Genomic DNA, 25,497 nt, shown 5'->3' on the forward strand with positions numbered 1-25,497 from the left:
AAATAGTTAAGCACTTAACTAAATTGGAGTTGAAAAATCTAAGATGGATCATTTACAACCGTTGGTATTGAATCAGCCGCTACATACTCAGGCATTTTTCACTTTAGTTGATACTACTGCAAGCTTAGTTTCTGTCTCTGATAAATATTGGCAGTCGAAAGGATTAAATGGCGCAAGAATTCGTATCCTAGTAGAAATATCTAAACAGGGCGGAACGATTTTACCTTCTACATTGGCTCAAAATATTGGGGTTACCAAAGCAAATATTAGTCTGTTGCTGATACCCCTGGAGAAAGATGGTTGGATTACCCGCTCGAACCATACTCAGGATGGTAGAAAAAGCGTTATTTCAATTACGGGTGAAGGACAACGATTACTTTTGGAGCATCTTCCCGGAAATCGTCAAGCGGTCGCTGAACGTATGCAGGGTCTGGATGAACAAGAGCTTCGGCAACTCATCGTTTTATTAGAAAAGCTTAGCAATGGCTAAATATAAATAATGTTGTGGTCTCGAAAATATGGAACAGAAAGGTTGGGGTGTTATGTCAATTATGGTTACTGGGGCTACTGGTCAATTAGGAAGTTTGATTATAGACAATCTTCTTCAGTTTGTGCCGGCAGGTGAGATTATCGCATGTGTTCGTGATCCGGAGAAAGCAAATGATCTTTTGGAAAAAGGGGTTGAGATTCGCTTTGGCGATTATGATCAGCCTGATACTCTAATTCAAGCTTTTACAGGTGTAGCAGAGCTATTATTCATCTCTAGTTCACATCCCGATGATAACGTCAGATTAACTCAACATTCTGAGGTTATTCATGTAGCATCAAAGGCAGGGGTGAAGCATTTGCTGTATACAAGCTTCGCATTTCCACCTAAAGGACAAATTCCAGCTAATCATGTTCACTTACTTACAGAGCAGATGATTCTTAAATCAGGTATTGACTATACATTTCTACGCAACGCTTTGTATATGGATTTTGTAGATGTACTAGGGCTGAAAGAGGCGATCCAAAGCGGTGAGTTAATCACCTATCCTGGGAACTGGCTATTTAATTCGGTGACACGAAAGGATCTCGCTTTAGCTACGGCGGTCGTGCTTACAACTACTGGTCATATTAATCAGATTTATGAATTAACCGCACCGCGCTCTTGGGACTTCAGCGAACTAACGGAGGTATTATCCGAGCTGACAGGAAAAAGAATCGTTCATCGGCAGGATTCAAGCATTCAGCACTGGATTTATTCATTCCTCGGGAAGATAGATACAGCTTCTACTTCAAAAGATATGGAGAGACTAATGGGACGGCCTGTTACCTCTTTGAAGGAAAGTATAATCACTTTCCTTCAGGTTTAAATAATGACTCTGACTAATTCAACTATATAGTGGTTCGATCTAAAGTAAGTAAATAATTATATTTACTGGCATGTTTTAATTCATCTAATATAATCCCATAAACAGTATCGCGGTATACTCCAACAGGCAGACCAAACCATATTTTGCGATACTTTTCGACTGCAGCCAGTTCACCTTGGAGTGCTTTTTCTAAACCTTCTTCATAGGAACTGATCCGTTGATATTGTTCACTACTAATTCCAGTGATATCTTGACCCGTAATTTCTTTGAACATCCCGCGGAACATGGAGTTGTGACCCCGTTCGTCATCTCGTATTGAGGTGATGATGGAGGCTTGCTCGGAATTTGGGGCCAGTTTGATAAGTTCATCATAGAAAAGCTCATCATTTCGTTCACCTTGCACAGCTTCTTTGATTAAATTTAATGCTTGAGGAAGAGAGGTTGCCCAGATAGGTTTGAAATCAGATCTATTCTGAGATAAAGGAGTCCAATTCATAGTTCTTATTACCTCCTGATTCGTTCGTTATTATTAGAGTAGTATATGTACGAATGCCCAAAATGGTCTCTTTCGGTTCTTTAGTTGTTCTAACCCTTTAAAGTTGATACTATGGGTTCATCCGTTATTCAGGGAGTGTAAACGATGAAAAAGATTTTAGTAGCAGATGACGATAGTAATATTCGTACATTATTAAAGCATGTATTGACCAGAGAAGGTTACCAAGTAATGGAGGCAAGCGATGGCCGGGACGCGATACATAAACTGAAAGAAAGCATTGCGGACTTAGCCGTTGTGGATGTGATGATGCCGCATGTGGATGGGTTGGAGCTATGCCAGCATATAAGAGAAACGTATGATATACCGATCATTTTGTTAACAGCCCGGCAACAGCTAAGTGATAAAGAACAAGGCTATCTGCGGGGGACAGATGATTATGTAACGAAACCTTTTGAGCCGGAAGAATTGTTGTTTCGGATCAAAGCTTTATTTCGGCGTTATTCCATCGCTTCGGATGATCGGATTCGTTTAAATTCACTAGTTATTGATCGTAAAAATTATGAGATCACTGATGGTGATGAAGTACTACTGTTACCGGTAAAGGAATTTGAACTGCTCGCGCAACTGGCACAATATCCAGGAAGACTGTATTCACGCAGTGAGCTGATTGAACTAGTATGGGGAATGGATTATGAAGGTGATGAACGTACGGTGGATGTACATATCAAGCGATTGCGTCAACGATTTTTGGATTATCAGAATGACTTTGTGATTCGGACGGTACGGGGAATTGGATATAAATTGGAGATGGTGAGCTCGTGAAGTCTTTGTATGTGAGAATGTGCATTCTCTTTTGCTCGGCCATTGTGGTGAGCAGCCTTCTCGGCTTCTTGGTATCTAATATTTATTATCAAGCTCAGATTAAATCGCAGAACGATGCGAAGCTTACGGGGATGGCCATTGATATCCAGCAGTTTGCAGAATCTCACCCGGAATCTATGGAGGATTACCTGCGAAGTGTAGCTGTACTGGGATATAAGATCTATTTAACCAATGTAGAGGGTCAATCCCGATTTTACGGCAAGCCATTTCGGAAAGAGGACTTAGATCCGCAACAATTAGAGAAGGTCCTGAATGGACAAGTGTATCACGGTGTTGCTGAGTTTCCTGACAGCGCATTTATTACAGGTTTTTTTGACAATCAATTACGCAATACGATAGGCGTACCTATTGAAGTCAATAATGAGACTTTTGCGTTATTCATGCGGCCGGATGCAGAGGTTCAGTTCGGTGAACTGCGCGTGTTTTTTGCTGTCATCATCGGTTTTACCGTGTTATTCAGTCTAGGATTCGTCATGATCAGCGTACTGCATGTGGTCAGACCCATTACACGTTTGACAACGGCAACTAAACGGATTTCAAAAGGTAGATATGATATTAAATTAAATACTTGGCGCCGGGATGAGATTGGCCAGTTAGCCTCACACTTTATGATTATGAGTCGTGAGCTGGAACGGACCAATCGTGCGCGTCAAGAGTTTGTTGCGAATGTGTCTCATGAAATCGAATCGCCATTAACTTCTATTCAAGGATTTGCCCAAACCCTTAAAGATCCTACATTACCAGAGGATGAACGTATAGAGTACCTCAATATTATTGATCAAGAAAGCCATCGTCTATCGATGCTTAGTAAACAGCTGCTAACGTTATCTTCCCTCGATTATGATCCGAATTCCTTGCAGAAGAAACCTATAGATTTGCGTGCACAGCTTCGGCAGGTTGTACAAATCATGGAGTGGAGATTAACAGAGAAGCAATTAGCGGTTCGTTTAAGTCTTGCGGACATTAGCGTACATGGCGATTCCAATCTATTGTATCAGGTGTGGATGAACCTCATTACTAATGCTATCAAATATACACCCGCTGAGGGATCTATTATGATTTCCGCAAAGCTTGACGAAGGGAACTGTGTAGTAACCTTTTCGGATACTGGGGATGGTATTCCTGCTGAGGAATTACCACTCATCTTTGACCGTTTTTATAAAGTCGACCGGGCACGTACACGAGAAACGCATAGTAGCGGTCTTGGGCTGGCGATTACGCAAAAAATTGTAGAGACACATAACGGAACCATAGAAGTATCCAGTACAGTTGGCAAAGGCACGACCTTTACTGTAACTCTTCCGCTTTTGTAACTCGTTATTCATACTCCGTTCATTTTCATCTTCTAAACTGTGACTATACAGATTAGAAGGAGTGGTAATATGTTTCTAGCCTTAAGAGAAATGCGACATTCTAAAGCCAGATACCTGTTAATAATGGTAATCATGTTATTGGTTTCCTTTCTTGTACTTTTCGTAACGGGGCTGGCCAGAGGATTAGCGTATGCTAATATCTCAGCAATAGAGAATATGCCGGCAAACTATTACGTGGTGCAGAAGGATGCGGATCAGACGTTTAGACGTTCTCAGTTAACGGATACGGAGCTTAATAGTGTTCGAGCAGTAGTAGGAGATAATAATGCCTCTTCACTCGCTCTACAGATGAGTACAGTGACTACGAACGATACGGATACTAAAGCAGACGTAACTTTTTTCGCAGTGGATATGAACGGTTTACTGGCTCCAAAAGTGATTGAAGGTGATAAGATTACGAATGATACGCAGGGAAGTGTCATCGTTGATCGTGACTTGGAACAGTCGGGCATTAAGATTGGTAGCACGATCCAAGATCAGGCAACTGGAAAGGAATTTAAAGTTACAGGATATGTTGAGAATAGCTCATACAGCCATACCCCAGTAGTCTATATTAACAATAAAGATTGGCAGGAAATGAGACAAGGTGTTAATCAAGGTAGTGAGGCTACATCTGGAGCGCCTTTTAATGTAATTGCGCTTAATGCAAACGCAGGGCAAGTGGATAAGATCTCTGCTAGTACGGAAAATGTGGAAGTAATTACGCAAAAAGAAGCGATCTCTAATATTCCAGGTTATTCATCAGAACAAGGTTCACTGCTTATGATGATTGCCTTCCTGTTCGTAATCGCTGGTTTTGTTCTGGCTGTATTCTTCTATGTCATTACAATTCAGAAAACAAGCCAGTTTGGAATTCTGAAAGCCATGGGTACAAAAATGTCTTACTTGGCTTGGAGCGTTGTAGGGCAGGTCATGATATTGGCTATTGCAAGTCTAAGCATTAGCTTGCTGCTAACCTTTGGAATGAATCAGGTACTACCAGACACTATGCCGTTCCAACTGGAACCTTCTACGATTCTATTAACCAGCGGCTTGTTCGTGGGGATGTCTCTTTTAGGATCACTTATTTCTGTCGCTAAAGTGGCAAAAGTAGATGCATTAGAAGCAATTGGGAGGGCTGGAGCATGAGTGCGAAATTATTGATGAAGCAAGTAACCAAGACCTACGGAGACGGCGATACAACGGTATCTGTTCTGAACAATTTGAATCTTATAGTCAATGAAGGGGAATTCGTTGCTGTCCTTGGACCTTCTGGAACAGGGAAGAGTACATTCCTATCAGCAGCGGGGGCGCTTCTTACGCCAACCAGTGGTGAAATTTTTATAGACGGAGAATCTCTTACAGATAAAAGTAAAAGTGAGCTGACTGAGCTGCGATTAGAGAAGATAGGCTTTATGTTCCAAAGCGCACAGCTATTGCCCTACTTGAAGGTAGAAGAGCAGCTTCTCTTTGTAGCTAAACAGGGGAAGATGAGTTCTAAAGAAGCTAAGGAACGGGCAGCTGATTTGATGAAGCGTCTGGATATCTGGAAACGTCGAAACCATTACCCTGAGCAACTATCAGGCGGGGAGAAGCAACGTGTAGCTATCGCAAGAGCTTGGATGAATAAACCCGCCATCTTGTTTGCTGATGAACCAACAGCGAGTTTGGATTTCAAAAGAGGTAGAGAAGTTGTGCAAATGATTGCTGAAGAAGTAAAGAATGAGGGTAAAGCTGCGGTAATGGTCACTCATGATGAACGGATGCTCGAATGGTGTGATCGAGTGCTGCATCTGGAAGATGGACATTTAGTTGAACATGAGTTAAGCAAAATTTAGTAAAAAAACGATTCATGCTATTTATGGCATGAATCGTTTTTTTGGTGTGTGAACAATGGTTTGTTCTTATTTGTCAGCTATGGTGACTTGGCCTGAGCCATATGTGTCAAACCAGCCTTTAATCGTGTTGAAATCACTGCTGAATGACAGTGCCAGCTCTAATAGAATTCGGGCATGAGCTGCGTTCAGATTATCTCCGGCAATTATGCCGTCACTTGAAGCATAGTTGGAACCGGAACCCGTACGGGTGGTAGACACGAAGATAACTCCGTTTTCCTTAATAGCTTTCGTACGGGCTTCTCCCATAGCTTTAGATACGCCGCCAGCCCCTGTTCCTGAAATTACAATACCTTTTGCTCCATCTTGAACAAAACCTGTAATTGCCCCAGAACCGGCATCTTGATAAGCATAAGCTATCTCTACCTTAGGCATATCACTGCTCTTAATCTTCGTTAGATCGAATGGCGTTGCCCATTTGTCAGCAGTCAATAGTGCTCTGGAATTCGCCCGATAAATTCTTATATTATTCTCATCGATATATCCGAGGATTCCTAGTTGTGGAGATTCAAAAGTGTCTGTACGATAGGCATTCGTCTTGGTAACCTCTCTAGCCGTATGAATCTCGTCATTTAGCATGAGCACAGTACCGTAATATTTCGTCTTTCCGCTAGCTGCTAGTTTAATAGCGTTAAATAGATTGGCCTGAGCGTCACTTCCGATAACTGTCCATGGACGCATAGAGCCAGTTACTACGACAGGTTTGGAGCTACGCACTGTAAGATCAAGGAAATATGCAATTTCCTCCATCGTATCCGTACCTGTAGTAACAACGATGCCATCTTGGGTTTCTAGTGCTTTATCTACTTTTAAGGAGAGATCGAATAGTTGTTGCATGGTATACGAGCCGGAGCCTGCATTCCCAAATTGATAGCTAGTTACATCGGCGAACTTTTTAAGGTTAGGCAGTGCTTTAACCATATCTTCCATTAACAAAGTCCCGGCTTTATAGTTCTGGAAGCTGGTCTCATCCACAGATTTACCGGCAATAGTTCCACCGGTTGCTATGACTTGGACCTTTGGAAGCTTAACCGTTCCTTCAATCGTTTGGGTAACCTCAGCGGCGTAAGTGGTAGAAACGGGAAGCATTGTTGTAGCAGAGAAGAGTAGAGTGAAAGAGAGTCCTGCGGCAACAGTAGTTTTGGCGAGCATTGATTGTAATCCATTCATAGATGTAACCTCCCATTTGATTATGTATTCTCACGTTTATGTTATTTTATATTACATAAACGTGATTCATGATTGGATTATATCTATGAATATATTATAATGACAAGTTTGCTAACATATTAATAAAACGCTTAAATACACTATTAATAAAGGATATCTATTGATTTCTTGTGTATACTATGAATTTTATTATATTATTATTAAAGTGAAATATAATATTAATGTTATATTTTATTACATAATAATAGAGATGAATAAATAACAGAATGCCGGACAATCTTTAGGAGATTGACCGGCATAGTAATTGGATTTACCTGACTATTTATCTTTTCTAGAGACAAGTAGTTTTTGAATAAAGACATGGGTAGCCATGGAGGAGGAGCTTTCTTTATGGCGAATGATGGAGAATTGTCTTTCAAGATGATGATGTCGGATGGGAAGCTCACAGATTTCACCACTTGCTAATTCTTTGCGCACAATCCATCTGGAGAGCATCGCGATTCCCAAACCGGAGGCAACGGCTTCCTTAACTCCTTGACTACTGTTGAAGACATAGGATCTTTTGACAGAAATCTCTTCTTCTTGAATGAAATGATCACTGAAAGCACGCGTTCCAGAGCCAAGCTCTCGCAGAACCCAAACCTGATTTTGTAGCATCCCTTGCTCCACAGAGACTATTGTTGACAAAGGGTGGTTGGCCGGGGAGACCATAATCATCTCGTCCTTCATGTAAGGTGTAACGATCAGATCATTCTCATGGGCTTCTCCTTCGATAAACCCAATATCCAATTCATTGGCTCTTACCCCAGCAATAATTTCTTCAGTATTACCGATCGTCACCTGAAGCTTGACTTGTGGGTATTGATTTGCAAATTCCGCAAGTCTTGAAGGTAATATATACTCTCCAATCGTAAAGCTCGCACCAATATGTATACTGCCAGTAACCTCATCCTGTAGCATTTGTATTTCCTGATGAGCTTCTTCGAAGTGGGCTAAAATTTGTTTGGCGTGATTATAAAGTATTGTACCTGCTTCGGTTAATTTTACTTGTTTCGGAGATCGGTGTAGAAGCTTTGCGCCTAGTTCATTCTCAAGATTCCGGATATGTAGACTGACACCGGGTTGAGATAGATTCAGTAATTCTCCTGCTTTAGAGAAATGGCTTTGCTCAGCTACAGTAACGAATACCCGTAATGTATCAACAATCATAAAAATCCCTCTCTGAAAGTCCCAAATGTATTAAATTATCTTATCAAGTACGAACTGAGCCTTCTTCTGTGAGAATCCAATTCGTGTGTAGAACCGTACGGCATCTTCTCTAGTTTGGTTTGTACGAACTCTTAATTTGTTCACTCCAATTTGTGCTGCCCAGCGTTCACAGGCTTCAACAAGTTGTTTACCGGTTCCTACTCCGCGATGTTGCTGATCGACCACTAAACCACCAATCTCAACAAAGGGTGGAGATTCAATTAACATTCGCACACTGGCATGAATCCATCCTATTAATTGCCTATCCGACTCTGCTACATAAATAACATGATCTTTACGATTTCTGATATCTTGAAGTCTATCTGCTAGCTGTTCGATATTTAAAGGATATCCGAGCTCACTGGATAGTTTTGCAATATCTTGTGTGTCGCTAAATGAAGCTGTCCTAATATGTATGATCATCCGCCACCTTAAAAAAATGTTGTTTCATGCTGTTTTTTATTATAGTTCATCTCATTCAGAGGAACATCTCTATGTGAATTACTTCGTACTATTTCGATAAGTGGATGGGGATAGACCCATCGTCTTTTTGAAATATTTAGAGAAATGAGCCAATTCCATCCCGACTTGTTCCGCAATATCTGAAATGCTGTAATCTGTGTAAGAAAGCTGTCTTTTAGCGTGCTCCATACGTTTCAATTGAACATAGGCCATTGGAGTCACCCCCATGAATCTTTTGAAATAAGGTATAAAATAGTTCGGGTGCAGGTGGACAAGCTCTGCTAGTTCATCAATCTCTATGGGCTTATTTAGACAATTATCGATGTAATGGAGCACATGAGCCAGCTTACCATGGTCTCCGGTGTGTATGAATTGCGTCATAAAATCTGTATGACTACTGTCGCTCGATTCAAGACAAGTGGCAATGAGATTAAGCAAACAAGCCTGTGTGCGAAGGATAGATAAGACATCGTCCTTTTGAAATTGTTCGATCATCTCTACGAAAATTGCCCTTATTGAATCTGGATTAGGCGAATCACAGATGTATAATTTTTTCTCCGCATGGAATAAGGGCCATTCTCCAATGTCAGCATCAAAGTGGCAGTAATAACGGATATATGGATCATCGATAGAAGTTTCGGTAGTTTGTGTGCTCCCCGCAGGCATGATCATTATCTGACCTGGCTTCGGGTAGTAGGTAATCCCGTTTATAATTACTTTCCCCTCACCCCCATCAATAAAATAAAGCCGATTAAAAGCGGGGGTTTCCAGCGTGCGGTTCCATCCGGGATATCTATTACTAAGTTGGGCATGGGTCACAGTAACCTTGAGATTCTGCAGGAGACGTCCTGATAAGTTCCCTGAATTGTTCATCATTTAACTCCTTTAAATCTTTTGTATCCTCATTATAACGGTTTCATTTAACTAAAACATCTTACTCAAATACAAATAGTTCTTAATTTCGATCATGTTCATGTCCTTAAATAAAGTATATCCTCTAACCATAACCATTAATAAGGAAGTGATCAGAGATGGGTACAGTTCGTTATGGGATTATTGGTATTGGAAATATGGGAGCCGCACATGCGCAAAGTCTGCTGAGTGAGATTAAGGGGGCTGAGCTTACAGCCGTATGTGATATAAGAGAAGAGCGTTTGAAATGGGCTGAAGAGCAGTTACCTGAGAATGTTATGAAATATTCTACGCCGAAGGAATTATTCGAGTCACGTATCATGGATGCGGTATTAATCTGTACTCCGCATTATGATCATCCTACACTTGCAATCGAAGCTTTTCAGCATGGTTATCATGTACTTGTGGAGAAGCCTGCAGGTGTTTATACGAAAGCTGTTCAACAGATGAACGATGCTGCAGCACAGTCTGACCGCAAATTTGGAATCATGTACAATCAGCGTACTAATCCTTTGTATCAGAAGCTGAGAGATCTTATTCAGTCTGGTGAGTTAGGTGAGATCCGCCGGACGAATTGGATTATCACCGACTGGTATAGATCGCAGAACTACTATAATTCTGGTGGCTGGCGGGCGACATGGGCGGGTGAAGGTGGCGGGGTATTGCTTAATCAAGATCCTCATCAGCTAGATTTATGGCAATGGACGACAGGCATGATGCCGAAGCGGATAAGAGCATTTTGCCACTTTGGAAAATATCGTAACATTGAGGTTGAAGATGATGTAACCGCTTATGTGGAATACGAGAATGGCGCTACAGGTCTGTTTATTACTACAACTGGAGAGGCACCGGGAACTAATCGTTTTGAAATCAATGGCGATAATGGAAAAATCGTAGTGGAAGACGGGAAGCTAACCTTTTGGCGTTTACGTACACCAGAGCCGCAGTTCAACGCAGAGTTTACGGGAGGTTTCGGTAGTCCGGAATGTTGGAAATGTGAGATACCTGTACAAGATTGCGGAGGGGAGCAGCATAAAGGAATTCTACGGAACTTTACGAATGCCATTTTGCATGATGAGGCATTACTTGCTCCCGGGGAGGAAGGGATTAAGGGGCTAACCCTTTCAAATGCCATGTATTTATCGGCTTGGACGGACAATTGGGTGGAGCTTCCGATAGATTCGGATTTATTCTACGATAAGCTGATGGAAAAAGTAAAAAACTCGACTTTCCAAAAGGAAACCTCAGAATCTAAAACATTGAATGTTAAAGGAACTCATTAAATCGAAAGAGAGAGGTTGAATCCTATGAAACGTTCGATGATTGCGGCTCAAATGTACACGTTACGTGATTATACTCAAACTGCGGAGGATTTAAGATCAACTTTTCAAAAGGTATCGGCAATGGGTTATGAGAGCATTCAGATTTCATCCATTGGACCGATTAATCCGATGCTCGTTAAAGAATATGCGGATGAAGCGGGGCTGGCTATATGTGCGACCCATGTGTCCTGGGATCGGTTAGTGAATGATCTGGATGCGCTTGCCGCAGAGCATAAGCTGTGGAATTGCAAATATATTGGACTTGGAAGTTTACCAGAAGAATTTCGTACGGGACTTGAAAGCTACCGGAACTTTGCGAAATTGATATCTGAAATTGCAATAATATTAAAAGAACAACACGGTCTGCAATTTGTTTATCATAATCATGATTTTGAATTTGAACGCTTTGAAGGTACTACTGGAATGGAAGTACTGCTCAATGAGACTGATCCATCAGTTGGTTTCATACTTGATTTATATTGGGTGCAGGCAGGTGGCGCGAGTCCGGAAGAATGGATACGTAAAGTTGAAGGCAGAATGCAGGTTGTACATTTAAAGGATATGGCGATAGTTGATAGAAAACAGGTTTTTGCTGAAATAGGCGAAGGAAACATGAACTATGCGGAGATCATTGCTACTTGTCGTGAGACGGGTGTTGAATGGTACGTAGTGGAGCAGGATGTTTGTAGACGTGATCCTTTTGAGAGCTTAGAGATGAGCCTGCGCTATCTCATTAGCTTATTATAGAATCGATAAGAAACCATTAGGAGGATTCTGATGAATAGAATAGATGGGATGACCTATGCACCCACATATGAAGCTAAACCTGTAGTGAAGCCAGGTGAATTCATCATCGCAGCTATTGCACTCGATCACGGTCATATTTACGGGATGTGTAATGGGCTGGTTGAGGCTGGTGCAGAACTGAAATGGGTATATGATCCGGATGAAGAGAAAATTAGAGCATTCATAGCCAAATATCCTGGAGTTAGGGCTGCTGAGTCTATGGATGAAATATTGGAAGATCCAGAAGTTCGCTTAGTTGCAGCGGCAGCTATTCCTTCAGAACGAGGCCCCTTAGGAAATAAGGTCATGGCTCACGGGAAGGATTATTTTACGGATAAAACCCCTTTTACAACACTTGAACAACTGGATGATGCTAGAGCTATGGTCGCAGCAACCAATCAGAAGTATATGGTTTACTATAGTGAGCGTCTTCATGTTGAAAGCGCAATCTATGCGGGACAGTTGATCCGTCAGGGGGCTATTGGTCGTGTTCTTCAAGTCATTGGATTAGGGCCGCATCGTTTAAATGCATCTAGCCGTCCAGAATGGTTTTTTGAGCGGGAGAAATATGGCGGAATTCTATGCGATATTGGCAGCCACCAAATTGAACAATTTTTGTATTATACAGATTGTCAGGATGCTTCAGTTGTTCACAGTAAGGTAGCTAATTATAATCATTCGTCTTACCCTGAATTAGAGGACTTCGGTGATGCGACGCTTGTTGGGGACAATGGGGCAACCCAATACTTCCGTGTAGATTGGTTTACGCCAGACGGACTCGGAACCTGGGGAGATGGACGTACAATGATCATGGGAACTGAAGGGTACATTGAACTGCGCAAATACAGCGATATCGGGCGTTCAAATACACCAGATCATGTGTACTGGGTGAACGGGGAAGGGGAGCATTACGAACATGTAGCTGGAAAGGTTGGATTTCCGTTCTTTGGTGAACTTATCCTCGATTGTCTGAACCGGACGGAGCTGTCCATGACTCAAGCACATGTCTTCAAAGCTGCTGAACTATGTTTGAAGGCTCAAGCCCAAGCGATGAATCTAACTCCTAATCAACTAAAATAGCGAATGGAATAATGAATGGAGGTGGTAAAGATGAACAAACTTGGAGTAGCGATTATTGGCTGCGGGGCGATATTTCCTCTCCATGCTAAAGCGATATCAGCAATAAAAGATGTAAATCTACTTCTAGTTGTAGATATTGATGCTGATAAAGCTACACGAGAGGGAATAGAATATGCCTGCGATGCCACTGATGATTATAGAGAAATATTAAATGATAATCGTATTGATGTTGTTCATCTCTGTACACCTCATCATCTTCATGCAGAAATGGCTGAAGAGCTATTACGTGCGGGGAAGCATGTGTTAACTGAAAAGCCAATCGCCGTTGACCTTCCTTCAGCCATGCGCATGCTGGAAGCAGCGCAAGTGAGCTCCGGCCAGCTTGGTGTGGTGTTCCAGAATCGTTATAATGATGCTTCCGTTTATATTAAGAAGACTATAGATTCTGGTGATTTAGGGAAACTGCTTTGTATGAAAGGTGTCGTAACCTGGCATCGAAACGAAAGTTACTACAAAGATAGCAATTGGAGAGGAAGGTGGTCCACGGAAGGCGGAGGTGTTCTAATTAATCAGACCATTCATACCTTGGATTTACTACAGTGGTATGGGGGTGAGATTAAATCCGTGAAAGGCAGTATTACCACGGATGTGCTTGATGGCGTCATTGAAGTAGAAGATACTGCCCATGCTTGTATCGATTTTGTCAATAATGCTCGCGGGCTGTTTTATGGCACGAATACCTATCTTGAGAACTCTCCGGTGGAGTTGGAGCTAGTTTTTGAAGAGGGGGCGCTTAACCTCCGTCGAGAGCACTTATATCTTTGGAAAGATGGGAAGGAAACCTTGGTTTGTGAGCCTATTTTCAGTCCTGCGGAAGGCAAATCGTATTGGGGGACTGGGCATAAGAGACTAATTGAGGACTTCTATGACCATATTTTCAGTGGATCAAAGTTTTGGCTGGATGGTCCTGAGGGGATAAAGGCGCTGGAACTGGTGAAGCGTATTTATAGCTCATCGCAGAGGAACAAATAAGTCATAAATATAGCTAAGGCTGTTCCATATGTAGATTTATCTACGAATGAGGCAGCTTTTTCGTGTTTAGGGACTTCCCGCATTTGGTTAAACACTAAGAAGACTACGACTTGCAGAGGAAGATGGATTTGATTAATTCTCCTTAGTGGAATAATCTAAAGTAAGTATAGGTTATTAACAGCAAGATATCTGGAGGGTGCATACAATATGGAGAAAATACTACTGAACATTAGAACGAACACCAAGCTAATTTCCATTGTGCAGACCATTGTTTTTATCTTTGTCATATTATACGTACTGATGTTTCTTTCTGGTGGATTATTCACCACCTTTTTTATTATGCTCATTGCTTGTTTTGTTAGTGTAATTGCTGCTTTACTCATGCTAATTCGAAAAAGCTTCTTATGGGCAATTGTTGATCTTGCTGCTGCGGGCGGTATGTTCATTTATTTTATTTATAATGCTTAACTGTTATTAATCCTTGCAAGAAGCGGGTTTATGGCTGTAGCATAAGTTCCTTAACCTGGAGGACTTATTTCTCTCTTTTTTGCAAGCTTTTAAATAATTTATTTTTTTCATATAATAGTAGATATTAAATTTATAAATAATTGTAATACACTCGGATAAGGGTATAATTGAGACAGAAAAGGTGTGACGCCTAAGAAGGAGCGCCCACATCCTTTCTGCAAAATTCAGGGGATAAGGATGGTAATAATGGGCAAAAGTGCAACTGAAACAGACGTCATTTTAATTGGTGCTGGAATCATGAGTGCGACTTTAGGAACACTTTTAAAAGAATTAGTGCCGGATTGGAAGATTAAAGTGTTTGAAAAGCTCGAAAATGCAGGTGAGGAAAGCTCTAATGAATGGAATAATGCAGGAACTGGACATGCGGCGCTCTGCGAGCTTAACTACACTGTCGAAAAATCCGACGGAACTGTAGATATAAGTAAAGCCATCCAAATTAATGAACAGTTTCAACTTTCAATGCAATTTTGGTCTTATTTGGTAAATCGTAGGTTGATACATAATCCTCAGGACTTTATCATGCCCTTGCCCCATATGAGTTTGGTACTAGGGGAGAAGAATGTAGCTTTTTTGAAGAGAAGATTTGAAGCGCTATCAAAAAATCCTTTGTTCCAAGGAATGGAATTTTCCGATGACTCTAGCAAATTAATGGAATGGATACCGCTTATTATACAAAATCGTCCATCGAATGAACCTATAGCAGCAACAAAAATCGGCTCAGGCACAGATGTTAACTTTGGTGCTTTAACGCGTATGTTATTTGATCACTTAAAGAGTAAGAATGTAGATCTCCATTATAAACATAGTGTGGATGGAATCAAACGTACTAGCGATGGGTCGTGGGACTTGAGAGTGAAGAACGACAGCGGTACTATTGAACACCACACTGCAAAATTTGTCTTTGTTGGTGGCGGGGGAGGAAGCTTGCATATCCTGCAAAAATCCGGTATTCCTGAAGGGAAACATATTGGCGGATTCCCGGTAAGTGGAATATTTATGGTGTGTAATAAACCAGAAGTTATAGCCCAGCATCATGCAAAAGTATACGGTAAAGCTAAGGTTGGAGCGCCTCCAATGTCTGTTCCGCATCTGGATACTAGATTTATTGACAACAAAAAATCGTTGTTATTTGGACCGTTTGCTGGCTTCTCACCAAAATTTTTAAAAACCGGTTCAATGTTTGATTTGATCACTTCCGTAAAACCGGATAATCTCCTAACGATGTTATCTGCAGGTGCAAAGAACATGTCTTTGACCAAATACCTGATCGAGCAAGTGTTGTTATCGAAAGAAAAACGCATGGAGGAATTACGAGAGTTTATCCCGAATGCCAAAATAGAGGATTGGGATCTAGTTGTAGCAGGCCAACGCGTACAGGTAATCAAAGATACAGAGGATGGCAAAGGTATCCTTCAATTCGGTACAGAGGTAATTAGCGCCGCAGATGGTTCGATTGCAGCATTGCTTGGGGCTTCCCCAGGTGCTTCTACGGCTGTTCATGTGATGCTTGAAGTACTTAATAAATGTTTCCCTCAGCATATAAAAGAGTGGGAACCGAAAATTAAAGAAATGATTCCTTCTTATGGCTTATCACTACTGGAAAATCCAGAGCTTTTGCAAGAAGTGCACACATTAACGGCAACTACATTGGGTCTAGGTGGAAAAGAGCGAGTGCATAGTTAAGTAATGATCAATCGCTCGAAAGTATGATAATTGACAGAGATTTTCTTCAAGAAAGCCTATGGATTTCATTCATAGGTTTTTTGTTTAGTCCTGAAAGAACTGTTGGAGAATAACGAATACTATATCATCTTTGCGAACTTCAAGGCTTTTCTACGAGAGAAGGATGTAATTGATGTTCAGACCTATGAGGAGTTCTTAAATAGTGATTGCCAGCTTGTACTTTTAGTCGTCGATAGTGAATATGCTACAGTTTATTGTAAAGACCAAGGAAAGCTTGAAGCGCTGTGCCATAACGCAATTTCAAATGGATATGAAGATGTTCAGTACATTACGAATGAGAATGACTTCAGAACAAGATTATCAGTATGGTAGAAGGAAACCGTAAGGTTGATTTGACGAATAAATCATTCATTTGTTACAATGACCCCATCAATTAGGAAAAGGATGAGGACGATGGTTCGTCGTTTGAAACGGTTTAAGAATGTCGCTACTGTATCAAGCTTCTAAGTATAAATGCTATAAATTACTTAGAAGCGAGGGAAAATAATGAAACAACAGCTGTTTAACCACTGGTCAGAAACGAAGTATTTAAAGGATATTGTCACCAACCCAATGATTGAGGTAGGGGATTACTCGTACTACTCTGGTTATTACGATAGTCATCATTTTGAAGACGGGTGCGTCAGATATCTTTGGGGAGACGAACCGTCAAGAAAGTTATTTAACCCGATCGAAGATTTTGGGTGGCATTTAGATAAATTGATTATAGGAAATTATGTTTGTATTGCAAGTGGTGTAATTATTTTAATGGGTGGAAATCACAATCATCATCCTGAATGGATTACCGTGTATCCTTTTGTGGACCAGATTGAAACCTCTTACGTACCTAAAGGTGATACGATCATAGAAAGTGATGCTTGGATTGGGATGAATGCAATGATTATGCCAGGTGTGAAAATAGGTGAAGGTGCTATTGTTGCGGCAGGCTCGGTTGTTGTAAAAGACGTTCCACCATATACAATAGTAGGTGGCAATCCTGCTAAAGAGATTAGAAAACGATTTACAGATCGTGAAATCGAAAAGTTAAAGGAAATGCGTTGGTTTGATTGGAAACGTGAGAAAATTGAACAAGCTACGCCTATCTTTTCAAGTTCATCGATTGATCAATTATATGAGTTTTATCTAAGAGAAATAAAATCATAACACAATCACAACAGGCTGCCGCAAATATTCGGCAGCCTGTTCTTTTATCAGTTAAGGTAGTTTAACAATAATTGTTATTTACCAGATTAATCCTAATTAGTATGATAATATGAATGGGCTCATCTAATCTCTTGGGAGGAAAGTGTGCTAGATATATGAAATATATTGAATTTGGTCTAGGCAATACATGGTTTATTAGAACCGAAACGGAGTTGGAGGATGGAAGTGGAAACTATGGATAAAATATTAAATGAAATAGCCAATTTGATAAGCAGTAAGGAAAAAAGAGTTACTATTGGGATTTCGGGTCATGGTGCATCTGGAAAGACAACATTTGCCCATAATCTTTTAAAGCTTCTGGGTCATGAGAAGGTGAATTATATGAATACTGATCCCTATATTATCGGCTCTCATCTTAGAAAGTACACTGTAATCGATTATGATTATAACAATGAACGTCATCGTAATAAAATGACAGCTTGTCATCCTTCTGCTCATAATATATCTGCTCTAGAGAGAGACATCCGAATGATGCGAGATGGTTTAGAATTTTATACAATAGACACCAATTATTTAAAGAGTACATTGATAGCTTCACAAAACAGAGTGAATATTGTAGAGGGCATGAGCGTTGCTTTTGCAGACCCGAATTTGTTTGATCTGAAGGTGTACTTATATACGGATGGAGACACTGAATTGATGAGAAGGAGTATACGTGATGTCTCTGAAAGAGGAACGGACATCAAATATTTAAGGAAATCTCATGAAGACCGTAGAATTCAATATGAGTTATTTATGCATCCTTTTCATCGAAACTTTGATATTATTATAAAAAATTCCAATGAAGGTTATATTCTTGAAAATGAATTCAGGAGGAAATTATGAATCTTGCAAATAAAGTAACAATCGCCAGAATATTATTAATCCCCATCTTTATAGTACTTTTCTCAAAATATCCTGATTGGCCAGAGGGGATTTATTATGCAACTATTGTTTTTTTACTCGCTTCAGCCACTGACAAACTAGATGGTTATATTGCTAGGAAGTATAATCAGGTTACGAACCTTGGAAAGTTACTTGATCCATTAGCGGATAAGTTGCTCATTTCTGCTGCGTTGATTCTACTGGTAAGTTAGCAGATGTTATACGCATGGGTTGCTTTAGTTATTGTAGCGAGGGAAGTGATCATTACAGGGATTAGACTTGTTGCTGTCACTCAGAAAATAGTGTTGCAAGCTGATCGATACGGAAAAATTAAAATGGTATCGCAAGTTGTAGCAATTACTGCAGTTATGTTTACAAACCATCCATTCACCCTTTTTACGAATATACCTATCGATCAAATCCTAATCTATATTTCACTAGTCATAACTATCTATTCAGGATTTAACTACATAAGAAATAACTATCGTTTTTTAAAATTAGAAGCATGAGCTCGATAAAAAGGTTGCTGAATAACAATTAGATAAAGGCGAATTCTCACTCCATTTCGAGTAAGAATTCGCCTTTATTTTATGTATATCCTCGTGCTTTTTACTTAATAACGTCAATATATTTATGAGTTTACTTTAAATAAACCCATTTCCCTTGCGTGTGTATGCCAAGTCTAAGCTCAAATCTGAACTATTGACACAAAAGTGTATTACACGTATAGTACATAAATAAGATGTATGAACCACTTAGTACACACACTTAGTATATGGAGTTGGTTGTATGACAGAAGAACAAAAATCAGGTGTCAGCTTTAATATTCGAGAACCGGTATATATTCAAGTTGTCCGTTACTTTAAAGAACAGATTGCTACAGGGCAAATCGGAGCAGGAGACAAGATTCCTTCACGTCGTGAGCTGGCATCAGTAATGAAGATTAATGCGAACACGGCACAGAAGGCATATAAGGAAATGGAGGAACAGGGTTTGATCGTAACAGAAGGAAATTCCCCAAGTCGAATTACACAGGATCAGCAAATACTAAGCTCGATTCGTGCTGAATTAATCGAAAGTGCAGTGGATATATTCATCGGTTCCATTCGGAATATTCAAATTCCAGTTGAAGAACTGGTAGACATCATAAAGACAAAATATACATCAGAGCGATCTCCAGAGGGTGGTGACACAAGATGATCCAAGTGAATCAGATGGTGAAGAATTACGGATTCAAGAAGGTACTAAATGGCGTTAGCTTCACTGCTGCCAAGGGAGAGATCACCTGCCTGATCGGAATCAATGGTGCCGGAAAGTCAACGGTGCTGAAGTCCATCATGGGACTGACACCATACAAAGGTGAAGTCTTAATCGATAATGCATCACTAACACCTGCGATGTATGAGAAAATGACTTTTATTCCAGATTCGTTAACGATGCCCTCCAATATGCGAATTGCTGATTGCTTCAGCTTTATGGCTGATTTTTATCGGAATTGGAACGCTGAACGTGCAGAGGAATTGCTTAAGTTCTTCCAGTTGAGTTCAAAAGATCGCGTGTCTTCATTGTCGAAGGGGATGGCTGCAAAGTTAAATTTGTTGCTCGGACTTGCCTTGGATTGTGATTACATCCTAATGGACGAACCGTTCTCGGGGATTGATATGTTCAGCCGCGAGCAAATTACTGATGTGTTCACGAGTGAATTGATCGAGGATCGTGGTGTGATTATTACAACTCATGAAATTAACGATATTGAGCATTTAATTGATAAAGCGGTCTTGCTACAACATGGGAAGGTAGAACGTGAATTCTACTGTGAAGAAGTACGTGAGCAGGAAGGTAAGTCCATTACGGACGTAATGAGAGAGGTGTACAAGAAATGAGAGCCTTTGTGAAGCTATTGAATTTTGAATTGAACCGATTTGCCAAAATATATTTTGGACTCATCGTGCTGACAGTCGCCTTGCAACTTGTAGCAGTCACCATCGGTGCTAATCATTGGCTGGATTCTGCGAATGAGGCAATGAGAGTGAATCAATGGACCCTTGAGCAATATCACAATGTGACTGGATATATTCAGCTAAACAGTATGATGTATGCTCGCTATAATGGACTTCTATATTTCGGACCCATATTTTTGAGCATCACAGTGTTGCTAATATATAGCTGCTTCATCTGGTACCGTGACTGGAGAGGTAAAAATACGGTAGTATATCGCCTGCTCACGTTGCCATCCAATCGGGCGAATTTGTATTTTGCCAAGCTGGTTACGATCTTGTTATTCGCATTTGGATTTGTCGCCCTGCAAATTCTCCTTGTTCCACTGGAGCGTTTGATAGCACAGTCGATTCTTCCTGCTGAAATATATCGGAACATCTCGGTATTTGATTTTTTGAAGTATCCTACTGTGCTTAAAGTTCTGGTTCCGCCCTACTTTTCTGAGTTTGTACTATACTATGGACTGGGCATTATTGGCTTGATTGTTTTGTTCACAGTGATTCTAATCGAGCGGAGCTACAGACTGAAAGGGATTGGCTTTATCGTACTATATTTAGCGGTTCTGGCTGGACTAGCCTTAATACCATTTCTTATGGGTTATAACAGTTACGATAGCTACTTCTATCCAGGTGAAATCATAGGCGTTTGTCTCGGATTAATAGTGATCATTGTTGGAGGTTCACTTTGGTACAGCTTGTATCTATTGCGTAAGAAAATATCGGTTTAATTGAAGGGGATGGAAGTTAAGGAATGAGAAAATATATGGTTACCGCCGTTCTTGTAGTGTTCGCTGTCGTTACAATCGGGACGTATTATGTACAAGCTTCACAAGAGACACCACCTAATTATAAGCTGACGACGGTTCAAGGGGATGCTTCCCTCGTTGAAGGTATAGCTGTATACGGAAACTACATGATTAAGGATAGTACTTTTGGCATCAAACGAGCTTATATCACGACAAATGGTACAGATTATCCAGATGAAAAGTCTGCGATTAGCCAAAGCTTAAATCGAAGACCAATGAAAACGCAATTGGATCAGTGGATTGAAGAGCATCGTCAGTTCATGCGCGGTAAGACAAACACATCTGGTTTCTATGAGAATGAGGAAATGCTTGCTTATGTTAAGGCGACAGTAGATACGAAGCGATCAAATGATTCATCAGCGAAGAAGAATGCTAAGCTCAGTATTTCTGTGCTTAACAAGGAAAAGAACAATACGCTGGAAATCACATCCGATATCAATGTAGATCATGATATTTCAGATATGTATGTACAAAATGTACAGCTTATTGATCAGCAGCTTGTTGCTATGGTGTTTATGAATCACAGTGCCAAAGGTTATGTATCTGAACCGCAGATCCTCCGTGTCAATCTAACCACAAAAGAGATTAAGAATGAGCCGCTCGCGTTACCAGGTGGTAAATCTGTAGCGGCAGACGGGGATACTCAATATGCATGGCTAGCCAATCAAAATCTGGAGCACACTGAGCAATGGATTTTAAGGATTAGTAGAGATAATCATAGAAAGGCATATCAAGTGGATGTTAAGACAGGACAAATCTCTCCACTCAAATTCCAAGGGCATGAAATGTTATTGAATAATATTATGTACGCCTATGGACAGAAAATTTATTTCCTGCAAAAAGCTGTATCGAGTAAGGAAAATATAGGATTCACTGTTATTTCTTACGATCTCGTGAGTAAAGAATATGAGACTACTCTGAAGAATACAAATATAGATTTAAGTGAAAACATTACCTATGCTTTTAAACAAGACCATCTCTATATTATGGGGTATAAGAATTTCAAAGGTAATCGTCTATATGTATTCAATTTGATAAGCGGTAACCTTGAGTACGAAGGAAAAGTAATATCAACAGAGGCCGCCAAGCAGGCTGAAGATGAAGCTAACATGGATTTGAATTTTATCGATCTCGGTCAGTTCTAGAATTATTTTTAGAATAGAAAATTAGATATAAAGAGACATAAAGAGATATAAAAAGGTGACAAAGGCCGGGCTAATGACTTTTAATAGTCGATTAGCTCGGCCTTTTTAGTCGTGAAATATAAAACAGTCATTAAACACTATTTTTCGATTAAAATATATTGTAAAACGATAAACTATATGTTAGATTCAATTTTGAAAATAACTTTGTGAGGTGTGTTTTATGAAACTTGGATCAACGCTTTTTTTAAGGATAGCTGTTGTTCTTATTGGACTTCCAGTTCTTGCCTTGTGTATAATTTTTGTGCCTGCGATTTCGAATTATGCAGCAGAATTATACCCTGATCAAACCTATATTAAATATCTCTTGTACATTGATTTGTATGCATCGGCGATACCTTTTTACTTTGCATTGTATCAAGCGATCAAACTGTTAGGGTATATTGACAACAACAACGCTTTCTCAGAATTATCTGTAAAGGTATTAAAAAATATCAGGAACTGTGCAATTGCAATCAGTGGAATTTATGTAGTGGGATTGCCCCTTTTCTATCTCGTCGCGGAGAGAGATGATGCCCCAGGGTTCATTGTCATTGGGGTGGTTGTGATTTTTGCTTCCATGGTGATTGCAGTGTTTGCTGCGGTGCTCCAAAAGCTTTTGAAGGAAGCTATTGATATAAAATCAGAAAATGACTTAACGGTCTGAGGAGAAAACAATGGCGATTATTATTAATATTGACGTGATGCTGGCTAAAAGAAAAATGAGCGTGACCGAGCTTTCGGAGCGGGTTGGAATAACAATGGCTAATCTGTCTATATTGAAAAATGGAAAGGCGAAAGCGGTTCGATTATCAACATTAGAGGCGATCTGCAAAGCTTTAGATTGTCAGCCTGGAGATATTTTAGAATACAAAAGTGACGAGGAGACTTAAGAAATAAATGAATAGTAGAGGCAGGGCTCTTTTCTCAATCTTTATGAGGAGGGGGCCTTTTTGATGTGCAATAATTGGAGGTGTGAAATAATAGGGGGTTATATTAATGATAAAAAATAATTGTAATACAATCAATATATATTGAATAACGATAAATTATGTGATAAATTGAATCCAGATTATTAACTTTGTGAGGTGCAGTTTATGAAACGTGAAACACTCTTTTTAAAGATAGTTGTAATTCTTATTGGAATTCCGGTTCTTGCTTTGTGTATTTTTTGGTTACCTACGATACCTAACAAGGCAGCTGGAGATTATCCGGTGTATTTGGTTTATCCCGTTCTTATAGGGGTGTATGTAACAGTGATAGCCTATTTCGTAGCTTTATATCAGGCGTTAAGACTTCTAAGCTATATTGACAAGAACAAAGCGTTCTCAGAACTATCCATTAAGGCTTTAAAAAATATAATTTACTGTGCAATCATCATCAGTATCTTATATGCGGCAGGTATGCCACTTATTTACGAAATGGCACAGGAAGCCGATGCACCAGGTCTAATCGTACTTGGACTTGTCATGACTTGTGCTCCAATTGTGATTGCGGTCTTTGCTGCTGTTCTTCAAAAGCTCTTGAAAAATGCCATAGAAATTAAATCAGAAAATGACTTAACAGTCTGAGGTGAAAATAATGGCGATTATAGTGAATATTGACGTGATGTTAGCTAAAAGAAAAATGAGCGTTACAGAGCTTACAGAAAGGGTTGGAATAACAATGGCCAATCTTTCTATATTGAAAAATGGAAAAGCAAAAGCGATTCGACTATCAACATTTGATGCGATTTGTAAAGCTTTAGAATGTCAGCCTGGAGATATTTTAGAATACCTAATGGACGAGGATGCTTAAATCGTAATGAGTAATCGACTCCGCAGATTGAAAAGAACAGCATTGCCTGGAAAGGAGAGCGCATCATTGAAATCAACAACGCAGTTTCTGCATTTTGGCTATCATCAGGCGATGAGTTGCATATTTCCTGTTGCGATCTTTGGGACTTTAGCTCTCTCTAACGTAATAGATCTGCCTTACATTTACCGATATGATGCCATTCTTATTATATTACTTACCGTTCAATACCTTATGTACCGTACTGGATTAGAGACGCTAGATGAAATTAAAGTCATCTGTGTATTTCACATTATTGGTTTGCTGTTGGAAATTTATAAGATAAGAATGGGGTCATGGTCATACCCTGAACCCGGGCTAACCAAGGTGTTTGGAGTGCCACTGTATAGCGGGTTTATGTACGCGAGCGTCGCGAGCTATATGTGTCAAATTTGGCGTAGACTGAAAATGGATATGACGGGCTGGCCGGGACTTGCTGCTGCAGGATCGCTCGGAGCAGCTATTTATCTGAACTTTTTCACGCATCACTTCATTCCTGATTTTCGCTGGTGGCTAAAGGGGCTTGTACTCATTGTTTTTTGGAAAACTTGGATCATTTATCGGGTACGAAACACTACTTATCGGATGCCCTTGACACTGGCTTTTTTCTTAGTAGGTTTTTTTATCTGGTTAGCTGAGAATATCGCTACATTCTTTAATGCTTGGAAATATCCTGATCAGAATCAGGTATGGCATGTGGTTAGTGTCAGTAAGATCAGTTCATGGTTCCTTCTGGTCATTATTAGTGTCATTATAGTTGCTCAGCTTAAACATGTTAAAGCTAACCGTAACGCGAAAGAGTAGAGTATTGTCTTCAAAGGAAATAGTAGTACATGGAGTAAGAACAAATTAGTGATGAGGGGGAGATGAGATGGAATATACAGATTTAAAAGAATTGCAGGATGTGTTTTTCTTTGGTCTAATAGAGCCAGAGGTAAATCAACTAAGGTTATCTTTTTGTAAAAGCAAAGCTAGTGATATAGCTGAGCCTCTTATGGATGGTGAGAAAAGCTCTCCCATAATACAAGTTGATTTTCACTCCTATATTGCATATTCGATTAGAAATGAATTCTTTACCTCTTGGGATGATTACGAGGAATTTGACGGAAGAACATTTAGGGTTTATAAGAAATCAAGGTATCTTGATTTTATTTCTAATGGAATATTTGCATCAAAGGATTTTCCAAAACCATATAAGCACTATGGGATCTGTTGTATTGACCATGTCGTTGATATTATTTCAACATTGGAACCAGTAGTAAAGGAAATTATATAGATCTGAATTTCTTTCCAGAGTATAGAAGAAAGCAGCTGATTGCACATGCTTGTCTTTTTTAACGATTAGAGTTA

General features: G+C 40.0%; 31 protein-coding genes and 1 pseudogene. 27 read left to right on the forward strand and 5 right to left on the reverse strand.

The features are described from left to right. The first annotated feature begins 43 nt into the window (after window positions 1-43). Window positions 44-490, forward strand: a complete 447-nt coding sequence (locus NSS87_RS14005) for a MarR family transcriptional regulator (protein ID WP_339247866.1) — start codon at window positions 44-46, stop codon at window positions 488-490. A gap of 52 nt (window positions 491-542) precedes the next feature. After that, window positions 543-1,355, forward strand: a complete 813-nt coding sequence (locus tag NSS87_RS14010) for an SDR family oxidoreductase (protein ID WP_339247868.1) — start codon at window positions 543-545, stop codon at window positions 1,353-1,355. Window positions 1,356-1,377: 22 nt separating this feature from the next. On the opposite strand, the gene NSS87_RS14015 is transcribed toward NSS87_RS14010, so the two are convergent. Next, the gene (locus NSS87_RS14015; protein WP_076286353.1) at window positions 1,378-1,851 is read right to left on the reverse strand and encodes a ferritin-like domain-containing protein; all 474 of its coding nucleotides are present in this window, start codon (window positions 1,849-1,851) and stop codon (window positions 1,378-1,380) included. A 144-nt stretch (window positions 1,852-1,995) separates the two neighbouring features. Between NSS87_RS14015 and NSS87_RS14020 the strand changes: the two genes are divergently transcribed. From NSS87_RS14020 to NSS87_RS14035, 4 genes are all read left to right on the forward strand, one after another. After that, the gene (locus NSS87_RS14020; protein WP_042187886.1) at window positions 1,996-2,673 is read left to right on the forward strand and encodes a response regulator transcription factor; all 678 of its coding nucleotides are present in this window, start codon (window positions 1,996-1,998) and stop codon (window positions 2,671-2,673) included. Beyond that, on the forward strand, window positions 2,670-4,046 hold the full coding sequence (locus tag NSS87_RS14025; RefSeq protein ID WP_339247871.1) for a HAMP domain-containing sensor histidine kinase: 1,377 nt from the start codon (window positions 2,670-2,672) through the stop codon (window positions 4,044-4,046). Before NSS87_RS14020 ends, NSS87_RS14025 begins: the two co-directional genes overlap by 4 nt. Window positions 4,047-4,115: 69 nt before the next feature. Continuing rightward, on the forward strand, window positions 4,116-5,234 hold the full coding sequence (locus tag NSS87_RS14030; protein WP_339247873.1) for an ABC transporter permease: 1,119 nt from the start codon (window positions 4,116-4,118) through the stop codon (window positions 5,232-5,234). Continuing rightward, a complete protein-coding gene (locus tag NSS87_RS14035) occupies window positions 5,231-5,923 on the forward strand; it encodes an ABC transporter ATP-binding protein (RefSeq protein ID WP_339247874.1) in 693 nt (230 codons plus the stop codon). Before NSS87_RS14030 ends, NSS87_RS14035 begins: the two co-directional genes overlap by 4 nt. A gap of 66 nt (window positions 5,924-5,989) precedes the next feature. Here NSS87_RS14035 and NSS87_RS14040 read toward each other — a convergent pair whose 3' ends face one another. The 4 genes from NSS87_RS14040 to NSS87_RS14055 all read right to left on the reverse strand — a co-directional run bounded on the left by NSS87_RS14040 (window position 5,990) and on the right by NSS87_RS14055 (window position 9,736). Beyond that, the gene (locus tag NSS87_RS14040) at window positions 5,990-7,150 is read right to left on the reverse strand and encodes an asparaginase (protein ID WP_339247876.1); all 1,161 of its coding nucleotides are present in this window, start codon (window positions 7,148-7,150) and stop codon (window positions 5,990-5,992) included. Between the two features lie 318 nt (window positions 7,151-7,468). Further along, window positions 7,469-8,359, reverse strand: a complete 891-nt coding sequence (locus tag NSS87_RS14045) for a LysR substrate-binding domain-containing protein (RefSeq protein ID WP_339247878.1) — start codon at window positions 8,357-8,359, stop codon at window positions 7,469-7,471. 30 nt (window positions 8,360-8,389) lie between these two features. Next, window positions 8,390-8,821 carry a GNAT family N-acetyltransferase gene (locus NSS87_RS14050; RefSeq protein ID WP_339247880.1) on the reverse strand — a complete coding sequence of 144 codons (432 nt, stop codon included), beginning with the start codon at window positions 8,819-8,821 and terminating at the stop codon, window positions 8,390-8,392. Window positions 8,822-8,899: 78 nt separating this feature from the next. Further along, window positions 8,900-9,736 carry an AraC family transcriptional regulator gene (locus NSS87_RS14055; protein ID WP_339247883.1) on the reverse strand — a complete coding sequence of 279 codons (837 nt, stop codon included), beginning with the start codon at window positions 9,734-9,736 and terminating at the stop codon, window positions 8,900-8,902. Window positions 9,737-9,891: 155 nt separating this feature from the next. Between NSS87_RS14055 and NSS87_RS14060 the strand changes: the two genes are divergently transcribed. The 21 genes and pseudogenes from NSS87_RS14060 to NSS87_RS14160 all read left to right on the forward strand — a co-directional run bounded on the left by NSS87_RS14060 (window position 9,892) and on the right by NSS87_RS14160 (window position 25,423). Then, the gene (locus NSS87_RS14060; RefSeq protein ID WP_339247885.1) at window positions 9,892-11,055 is read left to right on the forward strand and encodes a Gfo/Idh/MocA family oxidoreductase; all 1,164 of its coding nucleotides are present in this window, start codon (window positions 9,892-9,894) and stop codon (window positions 11,053-11,055) included. A 24-nt stretch (window positions 11,056-11,079) separates the two neighbouring features. Then, on the forward strand, window positions 11,080-11,841 hold the full coding sequence (locus tag NSS87_RS14065) for a sugar phosphate isomerase/epimerase (RefSeq protein WP_042187904.1): 762 nt from the start codon (window positions 11,080-11,082) through the stop codon (window positions 11,839-11,841). A gap of 30 nt (window positions 11,842-11,871) precedes the next feature. Then, window positions 11,872-12,960: a Gfo/Idh/MocA family oxidoreductase gene (locus NSS87_RS14070; protein WP_339247888.1), complete on the forward strand. Its 1,089-nt coding sequence runs from the start codon at window positions 11,872-11,874 to the stop codon at window positions 12,958-12,960. Between the two features lie 30 nt (window positions 12,961-12,990). Beyond that, complete coding sequence (locus tag NSS87_RS14075) at window positions 12,991-13,992, forward strand: Gfo/Idh/MocA family oxidoreductase (RefSeq protein WP_339247891.1); 1,002 nt, start codon at window positions 12,991-12,993, stop codon at window positions 13,990-13,992. A gap of 207 nt (window positions 13,993-14,199) precedes the next feature. Then, complete coding sequence (locus tag NSS87_RS14080) at window positions 14,200-14,460, forward strand: hypothetical protein (RefSeq protein ID WP_076285831.1); 261 nt, start codon at window positions 14,200-14,202, stop codon at window positions 14,458-14,460. Window positions 14,461-14,706: 246 nt separating this feature from the next. After that, window positions 14,707-16,203: a malate:quinone oxidoreductase gene (locus tag NSS87_RS14085; RefSeq protein WP_339247894.1), complete on the forward strand. Its 1,497-nt coding sequence runs from the start codon at window positions 14,707-14,709 to the stop codon at window positions 16,201-16,203. A 99-nt stretch (window positions 16,204-16,302) separates the two neighbouring features. Continuing rightward, a complete protein-coding gene (locus NSS87_RS14090; RefSeq protein WP_339248562.1) occupies window positions 16,303-16,575 on the forward strand; it encodes a DUF2691 family protein in 273 nt (90 codons plus the stop codon). Window positions 16,576-16,749: 174 nt separating this feature from the next. Further along, window positions 16,750-17,406 (forward strand): CatB-related O-acetyltransferase, encoded by a 657-nt coding sequence (locus NSS87_RS14095; protein WP_339247897.1) that lies wholly within the window; start codon window positions 16,750-16,752, stop codon window positions 17,404-17,406. Between the two features lie 155 nt (window positions 17,407-17,561). After that, on the forward strand, window positions 17,562-17,648 hold the full coding sequence (locus NSS87_RS14100) for a DUF3977 family protein (protein ID WP_149644592.1): 87 nt from the start codon (window positions 17,562-17,564) through the stop codon (window positions 17,646-17,648). After that, window positions 17,641-18,291 carry a phosphoribulokinase gene (locus NSS87_RS14105; protein ID WP_339248567.1) on the forward strand — a complete coding sequence of 217 codons (651 nt, stop codon included), beginning with the start codon at window positions 17,641-17,643 and terminating at the stop codon, window positions 18,289-18,291. The genes NSS87_RS14100 and NSS87_RS14105 overlap by 8 nt, the downstream gene beginning before the upstream one ends. Beyond that, a pseudogene (pgsA, locus tag NSS87_RS14110) lies at window positions 18,288-18,839 on the forward strand (CDP-diacylglycerol--glycerol-3-phosphate 3-phosphatidyltransferase). Before NSS87_RS14105 ends, pgsA begins: the two are co-directional and overlap by 4 nt. A gap of 280 nt (window positions 18,840-19,119) precedes the next feature. Then, window positions 19,120-19,530 carry a GntR family transcriptional regulator gene (locus tag NSS87_RS14115; RefSeq protein WP_042187923.1) on the forward strand — a complete coding sequence of 137 codons (411 nt, stop codon included), beginning with the start codon at window positions 19,120-19,122 and terminating at the stop codon, window positions 19,528-19,530. Beyond that, on the forward strand, window positions 19,527-20,213 hold the full coding sequence (locus tag NSS87_RS14120; protein WP_042187925.1) for an ABC transporter ATP-binding protein: 687 nt from the start codon (window positions 19,527-19,529) through the stop codon (window positions 20,211-20,213). The genes NSS87_RS14115 and NSS87_RS14120 overlap by 4 nt, the downstream gene beginning before the upstream one ends. Continuing rightward, the gene (locus NSS87_RS14125) at window positions 20,210-21,055 is read left to right on the forward strand and encodes a hypothetical protein (RefSeq protein WP_339247899.1); all 846 of its coding nucleotides are present in this window, start codon (window positions 20,210-20,212) and stop codon (window positions 21,053-21,055) included. Before NSS87_RS14120 ends, NSS87_RS14125 begins: the two co-directional genes overlap by 4 nt. Before the next feature lie 23 nt (window positions 21,056-21,078). Next, window positions 21,079-22,278 (forward strand): hypothetical protein, encoded by a 1,200-nt coding sequence (locus tag NSS87_RS14130; protein WP_339247901.1) that lies wholly within the window; start codon window positions 21,079-21,081, stop codon window positions 22,276-22,278. A 220-nt stretch (window positions 22,279-22,498) separates the two neighbouring features. Next, window positions 22,499-22,981 (forward strand): DUF2975 domain-containing protein, encoded by a 483-nt coding sequence (locus tag NSS87_RS14135; protein WP_076298949.1) that lies wholly within the window; start codon window positions 22,499-22,501, stop codon window positions 22,979-22,981. Between the two features lie 10 nt (window positions 22,982-22,991). Continuing rightward, window positions 22,992-23,207: a helix-turn-helix transcriptional regulator gene (locus tag NSS87_RS14140; RefSeq protein WP_042127458.1), complete on the forward strand. Its 216-nt coding sequence runs from the start codon at window positions 22,992-22,994 to the stop codon at window positions 23,205-23,207. 204 nt (window positions 23,208-23,411) lie between these two features. Beyond that, a complete protein-coding gene (locus NSS87_RS14145; RefSeq protein WP_042187933.1) occupies window positions 23,412-23,885 on the forward strand; it encodes a DUF2975 domain-containing protein in 474 nt (157 codons plus the stop codon). 10 nt (window positions 23,886-23,895) lie between these two features. Beyond that, entirely contained in the window at window positions 23,896-24,111 is a 216-nt protein-coding gene (locus NSS87_RS14150; protein WP_042187934.1) for a helix-turn-helix transcriptional regulator, read from the forward strand. 66 nt (window positions 24,112-24,177) lie between these two features. Beyond that, complete coding sequence (locus NSS87_RS14155) at window positions 24,178-24,951, forward strand: DUF817 domain-containing protein (protein ID WP_339247905.1); 774 nt, start codon at window positions 24,178-24,180, stop codon at window positions 24,949-24,951. Window positions 24,952-25,018: 67 nt separating this feature from the next. Next, a complete protein-coding gene (locus tag NSS87_RS14160) occupies window positions 25,019-25,423 on the forward strand; it encodes a hypothetical protein (RefSeq protein ID WP_339247907.1) in 405 nt (134 codons plus the stop codon). Window positions 25,424-25,497: the final 74 nt, after the last annotated feature.

It is taken from the genome of Paenibacillus sp. FSL F4-0243 (assembly GCF_037963295.1).
Lineage (GTDB): Bacteria > Bacillota > Bacilli > Paenibacillales > Paenibacillaceae > Paenibacillus_AQ.